The sequence below is a fragment of the Labrys okinawensis genome (assembly GCF_002982075.1).
Lineage (GTDB): Bacteria > Pseudomonadota > Alphaproteobacteria > Rhizobiales > Labraceae > Labrys > Labrys okinawensis_A.
The window spans coordinates 78,010-94,607 of sequence record NZ_PUEJ01000011.1 but is presented as its reverse complement, the minus strand read 5'-3'; the positions used below and the strand labels follow the sequence as shown (position 1 = coordinate 94,607).

The 16,598-nt window shown below is 57.8% G+C and carries 14 protein-coding genes and 3 pseudogenes; 9 read left to right on the top strand and 8 right to left on the bottom strand.

What is annotated here, in order from left to right; translation table 11 throughout:
• Positions 1-177: 177 nt before the first annotated feature.
• The 3 genes from C5L14_RS25005 to C5L14_RS24995 all read right to left on the bottom strand — a co-directional run bounded on the left by C5L14_RS25005 (position 178) and on the right by C5L14_RS24995 (position 2,961).
• Positions 178-1,119: an ABC transporter ATP-binding protein gene (locus C5L14_RS25005; RefSeq protein ID WP_105864788.1), complete on the bottom strand. Its 942-nt coding sequence runs from the start codon at positions 1,117-1,119 to the stop codon at positions 178-180.
• Between the two features lie 73 nt (positions 1,120-1,192).
• Entirely contained in the window at positions 1,193-1,969 is a 777-nt protein-coding gene (locus C5L14_RS25000) for an ABC transporter ATP-binding protein (RefSeq protein WP_105864787.1), read from the bottom strand.
• A gap of 56 nt (positions 1,970-2,025) precedes the next feature.
• Entirely contained in the window at positions 2,026-2,961 is a 936-nt protein-coding gene (locus tag C5L14_RS24995; RefSeq protein WP_146126830.1) for an IS110 family transposase, read from the bottom strand.
• A 438-nt stretch (positions 2,962-3,399) separates the two neighbouring features.
• Between C5L14_RS24995 and C5L14_RS24990 the strand changes: the two genes are divergently transcribed.
• Together C5L14_RS24990 and C5L14_RS24985 are read left to right on the top strand one after the other, a co-directional pair.
• On the top strand, positions 3,400-4,296 hold the full coding sequence (locus C5L14_RS24990) for a universal stress protein (protein WP_105864786.1): 897 nt from the start codon (positions 3,400-3,402) through the stop codon (positions 4,294-4,296).
• 108 nt (positions 4,297-4,404) lie between these two features.
• A complete protein-coding gene (locus C5L14_RS24985; RefSeq protein WP_210203291.1) occupies positions 4,405-6,318 on the top strand; it encodes a heavy metal translocating P-type ATPase in 1,914 nt (637 codons plus the stop codon).
• Between the two features lie 66 nt (positions 6,319-6,384).
• Here the strand turns inward: C5L14_RS24985 and C5L14_RS24980 are convergent, their stop codons facing one another.
• Positions 6,385-6,870 carry an NUDIX domain-containing protein gene (locus C5L14_RS24980; RefSeq protein WP_105864785.1) on the bottom strand — a complete coding sequence of 162 codons (486 nt, stop codon included), beginning with the start codon at positions 6,868-6,870 and terminating at the stop codon, positions 6,385-6,387.
• Between the two features lie 99 nt (positions 6,871-6,969).
• Between C5L14_RS24980 and C5L14_RS24975 the strand changes: the two genes are divergently transcribed.
• Entirely contained in the window at positions 6,970-7,809 is an 840-nt protein-coding gene (locus C5L14_RS24975; RefSeq protein ID WP_181161319.1) for a universal stress protein, read from the top strand.
• A gap of 207 nt (positions 7,810-8,016) precedes the next feature.
• Here C5L14_RS24975 and C5L14_RS30730 read toward each other — a convergent pair.
• Together C5L14_RS30730 and C5L14_RS30725 are read right to left on the bottom strand one after the other, a co-directional pair.
• Positions 8,017-8,178 (bottom strand): annotated as a pseudogene (locus C5L14_RS30730) (IS5/IS1182 family transposase); the annotation flags it as partial.
• Positions 8,175-8,379 (bottom strand): annotated as a pseudogene (locus tag C5L14_RS30725) (transposase); the annotation flags it as partial. The pseudogenes C5L14_RS30730 and C5L14_RS30725, both read right to left, overlap by 4 nt.
• Before the next feature lie 306 nt (positions 8,380-8,685).
• Here C5L14_RS30725 and C5L14_RS30110 point away from each other — a divergent pair.
• A complete protein-coding gene (locus C5L14_RS30110) occupies positions 8,686-10,143 on the top strand; it encodes a hypothetical protein (RefSeq protein ID WP_146127018.1) in 1,458 nt (485 codons plus the stop codon).
• A 939-nt stretch (positions 10,144-11,082) separates the two neighbouring features.
• Here C5L14_RS30110 and C5L14_RS24965 read toward each other — a convergent pair.
• Positions 11,083-12,426, bottom strand: coding sequence for a porin (locus C5L14_RS24965; protein WP_105864783.1), 1,344 nt, complete (start codon positions 12,424-12,426; stop codon positions 11,083-11,085).
• 359 nt (positions 12,427-12,785) lie between these two features.
• Positions 12,786-13,025 carry a helix-turn-helix domain-containing protein gene (locus C5L14_RS31005; RefSeq protein ID WP_428832656.1) on the bottom strand — a complete coding sequence of 80 codons (240 nt, stop codon included), beginning with the start codon at positions 13,023-13,025 and terminating at the stop codon, positions 12,786-12,788.
• A gap of 519 nt (positions 13,026-13,544) precedes the next feature.
• On the opposite strand from C5L14_RS31005, the pseudogene C5L14_RS30720 reads away from it, so the two are divergent.
• The 5 genes and pseudogenes from C5L14_RS30720 to C5L14_RS24940 all read left to right on the top strand — a co-directional run.
• Positions 13,545-13,798: pseudogene (locus C5L14_RS30720) on the top strand (IS630 family transposase); the annotation flags it as partial.
• Between the two features lie 243 nt (positions 13,799-14,041).
• Positions 14,042-14,716, top strand: a complete 675-nt coding sequence (locus tag C5L14_RS31000) for a MarR family winged helix-turn-helix transcriptional regulator (RefSeq protein ID WP_105864782.1) — start codon at positions 14,042-14,044, stop codon at positions 14,714-14,716.
• 177 nt (positions 14,717-14,893) lie between these two features.
• Entirely contained in the window at positions 14,894-15,451 is a 558-nt protein-coding gene (locus tag C5L14_RS24950; protein ID WP_245197466.1) for a hypothetical protein, read from the top strand.
• Between the two features lie 82 nt (positions 15,452-15,533).
• Positions 15,534-16,079: a carboxymuconolactone decarboxylase family protein gene (locus C5L14_RS24945; RefSeq protein ID WP_105864780.1), complete on the top strand. Its 546-nt coding sequence runs from the start codon at positions 15,534-15,536 to the stop codon at positions 16,077-16,079.
• Between the two features lie 125 nt (positions 16,080-16,204).
• Positions 16,205-16,501, top strand: a complete 297-nt coding sequence (locus C5L14_RS24940) for a hypothetical protein (RefSeq protein WP_146127017.1) — start codon at positions 16,205-16,207, stop codon at positions 16,499-16,501.
• Positions 16,502-16,598: the final 97 nt, after the last annotated feature.

Genomic DNA, 16,598 nt, shown 5'->3' with positions numbered 1-16,598 from the left:
ACAACCCCCGATTCAGCCCTTAACCCTTATCGCTAGGATGCGACTGCCGGAGAGCGTCCATCTCCAGGAGATTTTGCCCTCCCGAAGATCCACGCTCCTCACCGCCAGAAAGCCGAAGGCCGCATCAGGCCCGCGAAAACGATCGATTGTTCCGGTCAGCGAAGCCTTCCGCAGCCTTCATTCCCCGGCCCCTCCCGCGATCGCTCCCAGCTTCTGGGCTTCGCACAAGAGGCGATATTTCACGCGCGTCGCCTGCAGATCCCGATACCAGGTGACCAGATCGCCCCACGGATCGTTGATTCTGCTCAGTCCCGAGAGGAAGGCAACCACCGTGCCGATCTCGATTTGCCCGAGGACGACGAAATAGCCCCCCAATGCCAGGATCGCCGTTACGCCGAGCTGGGTCATCAGGTTCATCAGGAAATTCATGGAGAACTTGAGCTTGTAGATGGCCATGTTCTGCAGGAATATCGTGTGGATGCGCGTGTGCTGACGGCCATCGCCGTCAACCGCTCCTCCTGCACCCACGATGGCGCCGCTCATTTCGCGCAGAAGGCCTACCCTCATCTGCACCCGTCTGTTGATGGCGTTCTGCATGAGGGGCACGAAACCGATCTGAGGAAAGAAGACGAACACTACGACGAGCGCCATCAAGGGCTGCAGATAGAGAAGATATCCGACGACGGAAATCAGCACTCCTGCCTGCAAAACCGGCTCTGAAAAAGCCTCGCCCACAAATCCTCCAAGCGGATCTGCCTCCTCCAGAACGATCGAAAGCTGAATGCCTTCGGTCAGGTCCGGAACCGGCACGATCGCACCGCCCTGCCCAGCCACGAACACAGATTGGCGCAATGTCCGGACGGCCCTCTCCCCGATCCAGTTCCTGTAGATGTTGAGGCAGAGCTTCACCAGGCCCTCGGCTAGGCTGATGCTCAAATAAAGGCCGGCCAGCGTGAAGATGGGGCCATAGATACCACCGCGAAGCGCATCGTTAACGATCCGTCTTTGCACTTCGAGAGAGGAGGTGCCGATCCCGAACAAAAGGATCGACAGGACCGTGATCCATAACTGATGGGCGCCACTCACCTGCCAGATGAAGCGATACAGACTGCGAGGCATGCGCCCATCCCCATCGACGTTACCTCAGCCGGCTCAACGGCATGAGCAACTGAAACCGGAATACGCCAAGGGCTCAGCCAAAAGCCGCCTGGCCACGGGCACCATGAAAATAAGCTTTGACCCAGGGATCTTGGGAGACCAGCATCGCCTCCAAACCACCGCTGGCGACAATCCTGCCCTTGGCGATCGCGACAATCCGACTGCACACATTGCGCAAGCTGTCCAAATCGTGCGTTACCATGAAGGTCGTCAGCTTCATGGTGTGATGGAGAACGGAGACCAGCGCGTCGAAATCACCGGCGCCGATCGGATCGAGACCCGAGGTAGGCTCGTCCAGAAAAAGGATCTCCAGATCGAGAGCCAATGCGCGGGCCAGCGCGACGCGCTTTGCCATCCCGCCGGAGAGTTGGGCGGGATATTTGTCGGCCGCATCCGCCGGCAGCCCTACGGTCTTCAGTTTGTACATGGCGAGTTCATCCATCAGATGGTCGGAAAGATCGAGAAACTCGCGCATCGGCAATTGGATGTTCTCCCTCACCGTCAGGGAAGAGAACAGGGCCCCCTGCTGAAACATGATACCGCATCGAAGACCCAGATCTCGCCGCCCCTCGGCACCGGGCGCGTCGAGATTGAGTCCCAATATCTCGATGCTGCCGGCGCGCTTGGGCACCAGCCCCACGATGCTGCGCAACAGAACGGATTTGCCCGAGCCGGAGGCCCCGATCAAACCGATGATCTCGCCTTCACGAATGTCGAGATCGACGTGATCGAGAACGATCCTGTCTCCAAAACCAACGACGAGATCGCGCACCCTGATGGCGACCTTGGCCTGCGGCTCGGACTGGATCATGGTTTTCCTCAACGACCGCGAGCCACAGCCCTCCGGCAACTGTAGTTGAGCGAGTGTCAGGCCTTGAACGGGGCCTGATCGCGCAAGATTGCATTGAGAGTGATGAGGATCTTTCGGGCCAAGGCGATGAGAGCCAGTTTGGGCGGCTTTCCGGCTTGTCGCAGTGCGCGATAAGTTTGGGCGAAGTTGGATTTGGATCGGCTGGCTGAAACAGCAGCCATGTAGAGGGCCTGGCGCACGCGTCGTCTGCCGCCGATGACTTTGCGTGTGCCGCGCATGAGGCCGCTATCGCGATTGAAGGGAGCCAGGCCTGCCAAGGCGGCGATGGTCTTGGGCGAGCGTTGGCCAAGTTCGGGCAGGAGAGCCAGCAGGGTCGTGGAAATGACCTTGCCGATGCCTGGAGTGGAGCACATGAGTTGGCGCCTTTGCTCAAGGCTGTCATGGCGGGCAATGAGGCGAGTGATATGCTGGTCGAGGCTGGCAATGGCGGCCTCCAGCCAGGCGAGATGGTCCAGGAGGCTGTCGCGGATCTGGGCCATGTCGGCTTGAGCCAGGCGCGTCAGTTCCTGCTTGCGGGTGGCGACGAACTGGTCGCGGCGCTTGTGCAGCAAGGCCAGTTGCTGGCGGTGGGGATCATCGGCAGGGTCGGCTTGCAGGTTGAGGCACTGGGCCATGGCGGCGAGCATGCGGGCGTCGATGGCGTCGGTCTTGGCCAGCAGGCCGATGGACTTGGCAAAGTCGCGGGCACGGGCCGGATTGATGCGGACAAGGGACAGTTGCAGGCTGGCCAGAGCCGTACGCAACGGCCCATCATAAGGCCCGGTCGCTTCGAAGGCGACGAGCTTGATTGGATCGGCTCGCAAGCGCTCGAAAGTCGAGGTGATCGCCTGTGGGGTGTTGTCGATGCGCTCGACATGCTGGGTGGTGGCATTGAAAATGTCGAGATGGTGTTTGGAGACATCGATCCCGATGAAGCCAGGGTGTATGATCATCGCGCCTATCCCTGTGCTACGAGGTCCGGTGGTGCGGCCTCGATCAACTGTTCAGGTTGGGTACTCGAACGCGGGCGAGGACCAAGCCGGAAAACGGCCTTAACGGGCCGGGGTGCACACGGTCTCTCGCCCGCACCCATCCTGACACATTCCAACTACACAGGGTGCACGACCCCGTTGACCTGGCGGCCCGCAAAGACCCCCGACCACTGCGGCGTATCGACCTGTCTAGAGTGGGAACGCGAACTCGGCTTTGATTCAGCGCAAGCTCTGCGGGTTCCGAAACCTCGGGATCGGGCACCATGGATTGCGATAATTTGACCTCCGGCTGCTTCCTCTTGAGCCAGATCAACGCAATGGAGTCTCGAAGACGCAAGGTTGGCATCATTCCGATCGAGGCACGCCAAGGGCGTGGATTCCCGCAATCAGGAGGGTTCAATGAAAGCCGATATTTCCTCGACCCAGCTATTGGAAGCCAGGGCCCCCATTCACCCGGATGACTACAAGACCATTGCCGTCCATCTCGATGGCAGCAAGGAAGACGAAGTTCGCCTCTCCCACGCCGAGATGCTGGCGGCGACTTTTGGCGCCCATCTCACCGGCCTTTTCACCAGCCTCTTGCCCGATATTTCAATTTATGCCGGTGAGATGGGCACGGGCGTCAGCATGGACAGGGTGGATGAAATCCAGCAACGCGCCACAGCTGCAATCGAACGGCTGCAACAGCGCTGTGAACGCCTTTCCGTCGCCAACGAACTCCGGCGCATCGAGGATTCTGCGGGATGGCTATCCTCTCTTCTGGCGACGGAAGTCCGAACCACCGACCTGTTCATCGGCAGTTGTCCCCGTGAGGACGAGACAGGCACCGATTGGAGGCAATTGATCGAAGCGGTCATGTTCGAAAGCGGCCGGAGCGTCTACCTGGTGCCGCCCGGACAACCCCCGAGGCAGCCGATTCGGACCGTGCTGGTCTGCTGGACCGATACCAAGGAAGCCAGCAGGGCTGTCGCGGAAGCCCTGCCGCTCCTCAGATTGTCATCGCTCGTCAAAGTTGTAACCGTCGAGGAGGGCGAACGAGGCGCCGAGCCCGACGAGAACATCGGCCAGGCGGATATCGCGACCTATCTGGCGCGGCACGGCGTGGAGACGGTGGTGGAAGTTCTTCCCCTCACGCAGGATGTAACGAGCACACTTCTGCAGGAAGCGCATCGCATTTCGGCGGATCTGATCGTTGCCGGCGCCTACGGGCATTCTCGCGTGAGGGAATGGATCATGGGCGGCACGACCGTTGAACTGGTCGAGAAGGCCGATATTCCGCTCCTGATGGCTCATTGACAGCGACAACCGAGAGCCTGCCTTCGCGCGGCGGCGACCTGGACATTCTCGCGCAGCCCGAGGGTGTCGTTTTTCGATGCCGATCCGGCTTCGCCTTTAGGCCATTCCATGGTTCACGACCTCTCCTTTCCGGCACGACGCGGCGCGGATTCCAAGGATGCATCCGACCATCCGCAGGCTGGCCTGCCTCGGATGGCTTTCGCAGTGCTCGCCGCGATTCCGGCAGCTGCGCTGCTGGCAGGATTGGTTGCTTTCCTGCTGGGGCATTTGGAAGTCGCGCACATCCTATGGCTGGCCGGTACCGTACCAGTGCTGGTCGCCCTGGCGATCACCATCCTGCGCGGCTTGGCGCATGGAAATGTCGGCTTGGACATCATTGCGGCTTTGGCAATGGCGGGGGCCATTTGGAGCGGCGAAGCCCTTGCCGGTGTCGTCATCGCCTTGATGTTTGCGGGAGGCCAGACCCTGGAGCAATTCGCGCAGGGTCGCGCGAGTTCAGCCATGACGGCCTTGCTCAGCCGGGTCGCCCGCACCGCCCAGCTCTATCAAGGCGACCGGCTCCTGACGGTGCCGATCGAATCCCTATTGCCTGGCGATCGCATCCTGGTGCGTCCCGGCGATGTCCTGCCCGCCGACGGGCAGTTGATCGGGCCGGATGCGACCTTGGACGAGTCAGCCCTGACGGGGGAAGCCCTGCCGGTGAGAAGGCTCGCCGGCGATACCCTTGCGAGTGGCATCGTGAACGCGGGAGCCGCCTTCGATCTGCGGGTTGCCAAAGCTGCGCGAGAGAGCACATACGCAGCAATCCTCCGCCTCGTGGAAGGTGCCCGTCAATCCAAGGCTCCCATGGCGCGCATGGCGGATCGCTATGCCATCTGCTTCCTCGTGCTGACCCTGGGGTTGGCCGGGCTGGCCTGGTGGATATCAGACTCTCCTCACCGCGCGCTCGCCGTCCTCGTGGTGGCGACCCCCTGTCCGCTCATCCTCGCCGTGCCTGTCGCGCTCGTCGCCGGCATGTCGCGCTGCGCCAAGCACGGCGTGATGGTCAAGACCGCGGGCACGCTCGAGACAATGGCTCGGATCCGTACCGTCCTGCTCGACAAGACAGGAACATTGACGCGCGGCTATCCCTCGATCGCGCGGATCGAACCCGAGCGATCCGTGACGGTCGAGCAGCTCCTGCGCATGGCCTGCTCTGTCGGTCAGGCGTCCCATCACGTCATGTCGCAGGCTCTCGTCGAAGAAGCACACCGGCGCCATGTCGATCTCATTCCACCGGCCGACGCCCATGAGAGCCCGGGAGACGGCGTGGCAGGATTTGTCGGGGAGGCCCGCGTCAGGATCGGGCGTCTCGACTTCGTCCTGCCTGGTGCCGGGATCGAAAAGGCTTCCTCGGTGCCGGCGGGCCACGCTGCACTCCACGTTTCCTCGAACGGCCATTATGCCGGCCGCGTTCTGTTCAAGGACGAGCTGCGCCCGGATGCGCATTCGACCCTCGAGGCATTTCGCACCAACGGGATCGAGCGCATTGTCCTGCTGACCGGCGACCGCGCCGACGTCGCCCGGCCCATCGCGACGTCGCTCGGGCTGGACGACGTCATCTCCGACGCAACGCCGGAGGACAAGGTGGCTGCCGTAACAGCGGAAAAGCGTCGTAGGCCCACCATGATGGTCGGAGACGGCATCAACGACGCCCCCGCGCTCGCGGCCGCCGACGTGGGCGCCGCGCTCGGGGCACGGGGCGCCGTCGCTGCGTCCGAGGCGGCCGACGTGGTGGTGCTCGTCGACAGGATCGAACGTATCGCAGAAGCGCTCGCTATCGCACACCGCACCCGCCGGATTGCCCTGCAGAGCGTATTGATCGGCATGGGGCTCTCGCTGATCGGCATGGTGAGTGCCGCGTTGGGCTATCTTGACCCTGTGGCCGGCGCCTTTCTCCAGGAGGCGATCGATCTTGCCGTCGTTCTCAACGCCCTACGGGCCTTGCGCCCGGCGTCGCCACCCGCGAACCAGCCGGCATGACCAACCCATCTCCGCATGGAGCAGATCGGCGATCCATTCTTCCGAGATATCGATCTGAAAACGGGATTATCTCGGCGCAGAATGGCCGCCACGCCTGAGCTGCTCTGCCAATCGGTCCAGGAAAGGCCGCTGAGCGGGCAGGATCTTGCCACGCGCCTCCGCCATCGCGAACCACTGTGCCTTGTCCACTTCGGGAAATTCCTGGATGCGCCGGCTGCGAGGCGGCCACTCCATCTCGAACATATTGCTGCGCAGCTCATGGGGATCGAAATCGCCTGCCATCGCCCAGGCAACCAGGCGCTTACCGCTGGAATAGTGGATTTCACCCAGGTCAATCGGCACGGCACGGGGGCACGGCGCCCCGAGTTCTTCCTCGAACTCACGCAGGGCAGCGCTGTAGGCATCCTCGCCGGCATCATATTCTCCTTTGGGGATCGACCAGGCCTGCGGATCTCGCTTTGCCCAGAAAGGTCCTCCGGGGTGAACGAGGAGAATTTCGATGTCGGAGCTTTTCAGCCGATAGAGCAGGATCCCGGCACTCTTCTTCGCCATCGGTTCACGGGCCTTTTGCGCAAGATCAACGCCATCCGGCGGAGATCCGCTACACCTTTGGGAATGACCACCTTTTCATCCCGCGGGCGGAGCGAAAACATGACCTATACCAGCATGCTGGTCCATGTGCAGGACAACAAGGAAAGCGATGAAAGGATCAGGCTCGCGGCATTGCTGGCTTCACGCTTCGGCGCCAAACTCATTGGTATCGGCTGCGTACCCGCGATCGATATTACCGCGCGGGAACGAATAAAACCGGTTTCTCTCAGCCACGACGGCGCCGATAGCCGGCCGGTCCTGCCCTGGTATGGCGACGACGACCTGGAGCCGCGGTTCAGGGATGCCGCGGTTTCCAATCGCGAGGACTTGGAATGGCAGACCAGCATGCAATTTCCGGCCGATGCGCTGTATCACGAAAGTGCCAGAGCGGATCTGGTTATTGTCGGACAGCGCCGCCATAGCCCGCCCAACCTGCCGCACCTGGCACTGGATCCGGCCGAGATCGTGCTGCGCTGCGGCCGCCCTGTTCTGGTCGTGCCACCCAGCCTCTCGCAATTGGCGGCGGACCATGTTCTCGTGGCCTGGAGCAACACACGCGAGGCCCGCAGAGCCGTCATTGACGCTCTTCCATTTCTTCGGGAGGCCTCGCGGGTCAGCATCGTCGAAATCGTTGAAGAGAGCGGCCGGGACAACGCTGCGCGACGCGTTGACGCCGTCGCGGAGTTTCTTAGGCTGCACGACGTTGAAACCCATGCGCAGGTTCTCGAAACGATCGACGGCACGGTTTGCGAGACCATTCTCGTCCATGCCGAGCAGCAACATGCCGACCTGATCGTCGCCGGGGGCTATGGCCACGCTCGGGCGAGGGAATGGATGTTCGGCGGCGTTACGCGCGATCTCCTGCATTATTCGACCAAATGCTGCCTGCTGAGCCATTAGGAGGCCGCCGAACCTTCGTGTTCAGGTAAGCCGGGGCGCCGGGTTACCTTCGAGCGCATTCCCGTGCGACATGCAAAAGTCACGAGGCGCGCGGACCTTGCGCGGCTGTTCCCCAATTCGGCTCGCCGCAACGCTGCAGGGCGAAGAAACCGTCTGCGGCTATGCTGTACTGGCGGCACCCTCACTGCAACACAGATAATTCGATGGCTAGGTGATCGACCCATAACTTCTCACGCAAATGCGGATTGAAGCGAGCTGGACGGAGGCGAGGAAGTTGTCGTCACGCTTGTCGTAGCGTGTGGCGACGGCCCTGACGTGTTTGAGTTTATTGAGGAAGCGCTCGACAGCGTTGCGCTGGCGGCAGAGCCGGCCTTGCGGCACCGATTGGAGCGGTTGACGCAGGGGCCGATAGCGCGAGGTGATGTCCGCCCAAAGGGACTCCGGTGCGTAGGCGCCAGAAGATGCCGTTCAGAACGCGCCGATCATCCACGCGTGCACCCCACGCACTTTCGTCGGCAGAAGCGGCTCGATCACCGACCACTCGAAATTCGCCAAGCCAAACCGCGCCATCTCAACCTCCAAGATTAAGATCAATGAATCACAACGCCACCTCTCAGGGAAGCTTGTTTATGAGAATGTGACATTTTCAGATAAGTATCCTTTATTATACATCATTGCCAATAAATGGCGCGCCCGTGATATTTTGCTGGAAAATTCTACACATTTCTCTTAGCCTTTCTAAGGCCTACCGCTTTGGACCTCTTGAGATCTACAATTTTGCCTCGCGCCGCCTACGTATCTAATCAGAGACAAATTGTTATACGCCAGTATGGACTGCTCTCTCCTCTGGACTGGGGGGATGACTGCAATGAAGAAATGCGCAGAGCCAATCAGTTCTGGAATAGGCTCGTAGAGATCGAACACAAATATATTGAAACGTATCGTTCTTTAATAAACGAAAATCCTAAAATATTAGCTGCACAGAACCAAATTGATGCTCTCATAAAATTTAGGAAAAAATTAGAAACAGAAACAAAATCAGCGCACGATATCCACACCGTGGCTGTCGCAAAAGAGCAAATTCAAGGAGTAGCAGAGAGGATAAATATTCTATCGATAGAAATAAAATCAATGCGCATTCTCGAAAAAAAGAATAACAAAAATAATATAGAAATTAATGAAATAAATCGAAAAGAAGCAGTGAGGTTAATCCGAAAGGACAGCGGAGTATGGTGGCAAACGGCTGAGGTCGCCTACTTGAGATATCTGGATAACCGTCAACGCGCTATGAAAGGCGGGACAGAATTGCGATTCCGATCGCTGGACGCGGACAATATTCAAATCGTCAATCGAAACCGCAGAGATCTGAGCCTCGACGAAATATTTGAAGGAAAGGGTGAATTCTCGTTAACTCCCCTCCCCCCGAATGCTTTTACACATAAAAGCAAGGGCGAACGGCGACGATTGCAACGCACACAATTGACACTTTGCGTGTACTCGAGGAGGCGTCAGCCGCGACTGGTAACTTGGCCCATGCAAATGCACCGGCCTATCCCTGACAATTGCACCATTAAATATGTTACCGTGACTCGCAAGAAGGTGGGGCCTAGAACTGAGTGGAAAGCGACATTCACCTGCTACTGTGATCCCGAACCAGTACTCGTCACTTCTCCAAACGCAACCGCAACCGTCACTTTCGAGCCTCACTATTTCGGCGATTGCTTGCGAGTCGGGCAGGTTACCAGTTCCACCGGGGACAGCGAATGGATCACGTTGCCAAGGCGGGAACTTACTCGTTTCGATTATGTTGGCGAACTTATTGTCGCACAATGCGGCGCCCGATCAGACTTACGAACTGCACTCGCAAATCTCGAATGGAACAACGCCCCGGAACATCTTCAATCGCTCTGGGCGCAGATCAGGGACGCGCCTGTCTCATCTCGGTGGCTTCAAAGACTTATACAGGCTTGGCCTAAAAATGACTGGCAAGATGACAGGCGCGTAAAGTTTGAAGAACGATTTCGGCGAGATCTACGAAACTGGCGCGAGATTACAGGCCTTCGCCTGCGTCTGCAGCGAGCCCGTCTTGATCATTACCGCAAAGCAGCACATGAGCTTGTCCATAGATATGGGACTATCATTGTTGGCGATGTGCCATCGAGACAATGTTTGGACCAAAGCCTGAGAGACATCGACGACACGAAAGCCAAAACGGAAATCCGACGGCTTCAACAGATTGCGGCACCAGGCATCCTACGGCAGGCAATCATCATGGCGGCCAGAGCTCATCATTGCGCTATCGTCACCTCTGACACGCCCCCTAACGAGAGGTAATGTAAATCGGATTTTGTGTATAAATGTATACTTATATTCATGTTGACCAACTTATAATTTATATATACTGTTCATGCAGTCCAGGCCTAGATGGGAATTTCTAGGACTTGAGTATGTGAAGACAAAATCTCCACGTACCCATATATATATGCTATCACATCTGAAAAATCTTGATAGCATCGTTCTGTATAACTTCGTTTACAGAACTCTGTCCGAGATATTGGCTGAACATTGTTGGGTTGGTTCGGTGTAATGCGGTGAATGACGAACTTCAAGAAGAAATCGACGTCCGCTCAGCCACTGACCAAATCGATGAGATTGATTGGAAACATTCTGGCGACGATCTACGGCGGGCCTGTACTGCTCAGGGTTTGACCATAGGGAGTTCTGCGCCTTGACCTGAGTGGCCTTCAGCACTCTGGCATGTTTAGAATCCTCATATCTCGTTCAGCGCCGAAACCTTCATTTTATTGGCGATCGCGATTTGACGAGATCTATTGAGCTATGCAACTTCGTATCTAAAGGTCTCGCACACTGCAGCTTGTCTTGACCTGACAGATCACTGTTCACACACCACAGCCATAAGCGACTGGGAAGGAGTCGGCCGAAAGCGGCGATCCTGCCTCGGGAGTCGTGTGGGACGAGGCGGGCGATGACGCCGGCGAAGTAGGACCGCAGGTCAACGGCACTTTGGTATGCGTGTCTTCACGAGTGCGGAGATGAAGGACCGATTCTGGCCACTGCCACCAGATTTGAGTTTCTTACTCCCGACGAGGCCAAGGTGGTTGGGAGAACGCGTGAATAACAATCTTTTGTTAGAAGGGACGATTTATTTCGGGGGCATGAAAATGAAAACCCCGCCGATTGTTCGACGGGGTTCTTTATCATGAATAAGGCGAGGGTTTTCCGCTTTCACGCCCTCTCCTTCATCGGTCTAAATTAGAAGACTCGCTTCAAACGGATGCCGCCCTGCCAGATGTTCTGCTTCACATCCTTGATGACAGTCGTTGCTTCTTCACCGGTTCCGACCGTATCGAGGACGTTGCCGAACTTGTTGCGAGTATAGGCAACTTCAGCGCTGATGGTCAGGTCCTTTACAATCGTATAGGTCAGGTTGCCCGCGATCGTGAAGGCCTTGAAGGAGGGATCCAACGTTGGGTCGAGGAAGTCCTTGGCCTTTGTGTCGATGTAGCTGCCAACCAGGTTGGCATTAAGGACAGGCGTGATATTGCCACCAAGTTCGGCGACAATGGACCACCCCTTAGCCGTCTTGTAGCGAAGGGTATCGGTGCTGGCGAGGTAGAGGTCACCGGGAACGCCGAGGCTCAAGGAGTCGTTGGTTGCACCAAGATAATGCAGCGCTCCATTGGCATACTGCCCTTCGACCACGAAGTGGCCCTTCTCAATCACAGGGATGTTCAACAGCAAGCTCGCGCCCGCGGCATAGCCCCACTTCTGCTTGTGTGGAAGAGCAACGGGATCACCCTGGGGAATACCATTATTCGAGACTTGAAGCTCTTCAGCCGAACGCGACTGGTGAACGGCAGCCGAAACGGCAATCGCACCCCAGCTTTGGTCGAGGCGCAATTGGCCGACGACGTCGGGAATCTGCTGCCCTCCCTGAAGCGATGAGAACGACACGGTAGAACCGGCCAGGGCAGGGATATAATTCCGTCCGAAGTTGCCATACCGATGGTCGCGGCCGTCTTCGACCGACAACGTAGCGCTGAAGCCGCCGCCAAACTGGGCGGTGTAGGCGATCAGGTTGACGGTGCTTCCCTCGGCGTAATAAGGCGCCCAGATGGTGCTGCCCCAGTCGGCGTCATAGAAGCCGAAGAACGAATGAGCGTAACCAGCCGTCAGACCGCCGAATTGAATGAAAGCCTTGTCGATCGAGAAGGTGTTGTCATTATACACGCCGCCGCGGCCCTGGACGCTGATCGGATGCGAGTCGGCGTTGATCTGGAAGTAGGAACGCAGCAGACCCCAATCAGTGTCCGTGCGGGCATCGAACCAGATGCGGGCCTGAGCGTTGAAGGCCGAGCGATCATCATTGCGTGAAAAGCCGGAGCCACCGAAGACGCGGTAATCCGCGCGGACATCGCCGCCGATCTTGAGGCAGGTGTCGCTGCCGGGGATGTAAAAGAAGCCGGTACCAAAGGCAGAGCAGACCTTAACGTATTCCACGGCTTCGCCCTTAGTCATGGGCAGGTCAGCTGCCTGCGCGGCGCCTATAACAGCAACGCCTGCGGCGGCACCTAGGAGTAGGGACTTCACGGTCATGAGATAACCTCCAAGACTTTGTTCTACAGAAAGGAACGTTGCTCCGTTCCCGCAATTGACACGCAACACCCCCAACCACACGTGAGTGCCGCACCGCCCACTCGTTATACGCGAGAGCCACAATCTAAATGCGCCGACTCAAACGTATTCCGCAACACCTACTTGGCGAGAAAAGCCACAAATCGCCAACTTCAAAACAAAGTGTGATAAAACAGCCACATATTTGCCATTTATGTATCTTTTTATACACAAAAATATAGGAAATAAGTATTATTTATACATAATTTAGGAAAACGTATCTTTTTATATACAAAGAATAAACAATATAGCTCCAAAATAGTTTTATAATATACAAATCTCTATTTTTTATCTTCAACTATATATTCCATAGGAGGTTTTCCTATCAAAAGAGACAGGCGAAAGAATGCTTCTGTTCCGCAGTGTATCTTCTTGTGCTCTAATCTAGAAATAATATTGAAGTTCACTCCGGCTATTTTCGCCATCTCCCGCACAGATATATTCATTTTGGCTCTAGCCTCTTTTAGGTCCTCACAAAATCTATCCCAATCCACCTCAATAACCGTCGATACGTTCCTCATATTACCTCTCTCTATTCCTCTCCTTTAATTTGATTAAATAAAAATTTCATAAAACTGATAAAGTGATATCTTTATTGGTATAAATAGGGTGATTGAATTCCAAAATGTCCAAATTTCATGAAATCACTTTGTATCTTTTTGTATTCAGGCCTGCACGAATCCAACTTGAATGATTATATACGATTTCTATTGACATATCACCTGTCAAGTTACTATGCTGATTAAGCGTGGTTTGCGAGACACCGCATTAAAAATGAAAGCTCGGTTGAGATTGACCTCCCAGCCGGGCTTTCTATTTGAGAATTGGCCATTTCCGGCTGCCTGCTCCACCGCCTCCTCGGCCCGCTTGAGCATTCATTCACGCGTTTTGCGTGATATATCCGTTATATGCAGTCAAAAGTTGTGACGCTCCATCTACGGACGAAGCTTGCAATTCGAAGAAATTATGAATTACGCGGAAGATGATGGGAGCGGCTGCGGATCGCTTATACGAAACTCTTCCATCCCGAGAGTGGATGGGCCGATCAGCGCTATGCGAGCGCCTCCCTGTTCGGCACCATCTGCCCCCGCGCGGAGCAGGGGCCGCATTGGCGTTGCCCTTCGCCAATACCGACACCATGCAGCGTCATATCGACGAGATCGCGCTCAACGTCGCCAGAGGCGCACACGCTGTCTTGCTGCTGGACCGCGCCGGATGGCAAACCACCGCCAATCTCGCCTGGCCGAAGAACATCACGCCGATCCTGCTGCCCTCGCGCTCGCCCGAACTCAATTCGGCTTTCGCGAAGCAAAGGCGCTCCGCTGTCGCCCCCCCTTGGGGGGTCTACGCCTGCTCTACGGACCGGAGGGGTCGCGGTTCTCCAGCCAGTTTCCACCGGCTGTGCGCTATAGCGGCATCTCGCTCGCCGTCCAGGTTTCGGGCACGGTAGGAGGCGGCCTGACTCCGATCGTCGCAACCTGGCTGTTGCTCGTCGATTTCACTTGACGAATAATTAGGAATCCTAAATAGTTGAGGCATGGATCATGCTTCCGACTCAGACCCGATCGTCGTTCGCCTTCGCGAAGGCTTTGAGAGGATTGCCCTCGTTCTTCGCACCGAGATGTGGGTAGCTGCGACTGAAGCTGGTTTGAACCCGAGCCAAGCACAAGTGTTGAGTTTGTTAGCGACACGGCCGGCCGGGCTTCGCCCGAAGGAGATCGCCTCGCACATCGGCGTATCCCCAGCAAGCACGGCGGATACGCTGAGCGCTCTTGTTCGCAAGGGGCTTCTGTTTCGAGACCCAGACCCGCGAGACGCTCGCGCCGTAATAATTCGCACCAGCCCCGAAGGACTCAGCCTCGGCACCTCCATCTCTCGCGCTTCGCACCGGGTGGCCGCTGCGCTTGGCAAGCTATCTCCCGAGGCTCAGGCAAATCTGCTGCTTACACAGATAACATTGATCCGGCAGCTCCAGCTGGCAGGCGCCATCCCCGTCCAGAGGATGTGCGTATCCTGTCGCCACTTTCGGCCGCATGCCCATCCGGGCAAGGCCTCATCGCATCACTGTGCCTTTGTGAACGCCGCGATCGGAGGCCGTGACCTCCGCCTCGATTGCGGCGAGCACGAAGAGGCGGACCCCGCCGTTCAGGCTGCCACCTGGGCGACATTCATCAGCGGATCGCCGCCCCTCCAAGCCCAACCGTCAACCTGAGAAGGAGATATCATCGTGAACGTCACCAACCTGCGAGGCGCCAGTCTCGCGGCAATTGCGTATTGTTGCCTTTCGGCGGGTGCCTCAGCCCACTCCATCAAAGCCGAGCCCGCTAACGGCACTCTGGCGTCGTTCGATATCGTCAAGACCACGATTGTGACCAAAGGGGACACGGCCGTGTTCACGACCCGCGTGCGGGGTGAAGCCGGTAAGGACAAGCCCGACGCCACGGGCAAGTTCGAAGGTTCCCAAGTTTATGCCTATGTCTGGCCGACCAGCCTCGATAGCGGCGATATAGGGTTCGACAAGGCTCAGGGCATCGTGGCCCTCGCCGTGACGTTCCATCCCGATTTCGACGATGCCGCCTATGGCGGCAAAAACCGGCACATCTGGCATCCCCATTGGGTCGTGCTGGCTAAGGACAAGGCGTGCGGCGCCGGCCTGAAGGTGGTCGACATCCCCGAGGGCTCCAAGCCCAAGGTCCCACCGACGTGGCCGAATGTGCCGCTGCTCATCGACAGTCCGGAATATCCCACCACCTTCAAGGGCGATACGGTCGATGTCGAGATCCCGCTTTCGCTCATCAGCGGGATCAGCGGCGCTTCCTTCGACGGGGTCACTGCCGGTCTGAAGGTCAACGGCAATCTTCACGCCCCGCTGCTGTGCGTGGCGGACGTCTTCAAAATAGCATCCGGCGATCTCTCGCTGCCGGGCAAAGTCGTTCCCGCCAAGTAAGCCGGAACAGAAAGCGGCCCGACGACTGCCATCGCCGGACCGCTGGATAACCCCCTCCAAGCATAAGAGAAGGAAATCTATTATGACACACGTTAATCTGGTTGATCCAGCCTCGTCTTCAGCAGCGGTCAAGCCGACGTTGGACAAGATCAACGGCGCCTTCGGCGTCATTCCCAACATGTTCAAGGCCGTCGCCAATTCGTCCGCCGCGCTGAACAGCATGTGGGGTTCGTTCGGCGCCCTCTCGGGCGGCAAGCTCGGCTCGCGGCTCGGCGAGGAGATCGCCGTCGCGATCGCCAACGTTAATCAGTGCGAATATTGCCTCGCGGCCCATACCGCTCTCGGCCGCAAGGCGGGCGCCTCGATCGACGAGATCGCGGCTGCGCAGGTGGGCAAGTCCTCCGATCCGCGCACCCAGGCGGCTCTCACCTTCGCGTTGAAGGTCGTCCGGGACCGTGCTGGGGTCAGCGATACCGACATCGCCGCACTCAAGGCGGCCGGCTTCGACGACGAAGGGGTGGTCGAGATCATCGCCCATGTCGCGCTCAATCTCTTCACCAACTACGTCAACGTCGCGCTGAACGTTCCGGTCGATTTCCCTGCCGTCCAGTTGAAGCGTGTGGCGTGATTCAACTGGCCGGGCTCTTCATCCAAGGGCCCGGCCTTTGATCTCGCAAGGAGACGCACCGCCATTGCTTCGCTCCTCGCTTCATCACCTCAAACCCGCGGTTAGCCGAGTGCCGCAAGAACGAATTGACCAGCTTCCTCGCGGACGCCGAAGAGCCGCCTCCCCTACGCCATCCCAATATGGCGAGCATTATCGCCCCCAAGGTCGAAGGGCTTTACACGGCATTGCGGGAGGAAACGGAGAAGAAGCGCCTGAATGCCGGCGACATCATGCGCTCTCTGGTGAAAGCCATCGTCTTGACGCCCGAGAACGATGAACTCCACATCGACGTACGCGGGGATCTGGCAGGAATCCCGACGCTTGCGACGAACACGAAAAACCCCGCAGCGATTGAACGTCGGCTGGGAAGGCGTGCAGCCTAGCCCTAAGCCGTTGGCACGCCATAGGCGGACAGCACCTCGATCGGACAACGTTTTTCGCATCATCGCGGGCAGCTGCGGGTTTTACTTGATGCTCTTG

Coding starts and splice junctions, on each gene's coding strand:
- C5L14_RS25005 (WP_105864788.1), bottom strand. CDS start 1,119: ATGCCTCGCAGTCTGTATCGCTTCATCTGGCAGGTGAGTGGCGCCCAT.
- C5L14_RS25000 (WP_105864787.1), bottom strand. CDS start 1,969: ATGATCCAGTCCGAGCCGCAGGCCAAGGTCGCCATCAGGGTGCGCGAT.
- C5L14_RS24995 (WP_146126830.1), bottom strand. CDS start 2,961: ATGATCATACACCCTGGCTTCATCGGGATCGATGTCTCCAAACACCAT.
- C5L14_RS24990 (WP_105864786.1), top strand. CDS start 3,400: ATGAAAGCCGATATTTCCTCGACCCAGCTATTGGAAGCCAGGGCCCCC.
- C5L14_RS24985 (WP_210203291.1), top strand. CDS start 4,405: ATGGTTCACGACCTCTCCTTTCCGGCACGACGCGGCGCGGATTCCAAG.
- C5L14_RS24980 (WP_105864785.1), bottom strand. CDS start 6,870: ATGGCGAAGAAGAGTGCCGGGATCCTGCTCTATCGGCTGAAAAGCTCC.
- C5L14_RS24975 (WP_181161319.1), top strand. CDS start 6,970: ATGACCTATACCAGCATGCTGGTCCATGTGCAGGACAACAAGGAAAGC.
- C5L14_RS30110 (WP_146127018.1), top strand. CDS start 8,686: ATGCGCAGAGCCAATCAGTTCTGGAATAGGCTCGTAGAGATCGAACAC.
- C5L14_RS24965 (WP_105864783.1), bottom strand. CDS start 12,426: ATGACCGTGAAGTCCCTACTCCTAGGTGCCGCCGCAGGCGTTGCTGTT.
- C5L14_RS31005 (WP_428832656.1), bottom strand. CDS start 13,025: ATGAGGAACGTATCGACGGTTATTGAGGTGGATTGGGATAGATTTTGT.
- C5L14_RS31000 (WP_105864782.1), top strand. CDS start 14,042: ATGGATCATGCTTCCGACTCAGACCCGATCGTCGTTCGCCTTCGCGAA.
- C5L14_RS24945 (WP_105864780.1), top strand. CDS start 15,534: ATGACACACGTTAATCTGGTTGATCCAGCCTCGTCTTCAGCAGCGGTC.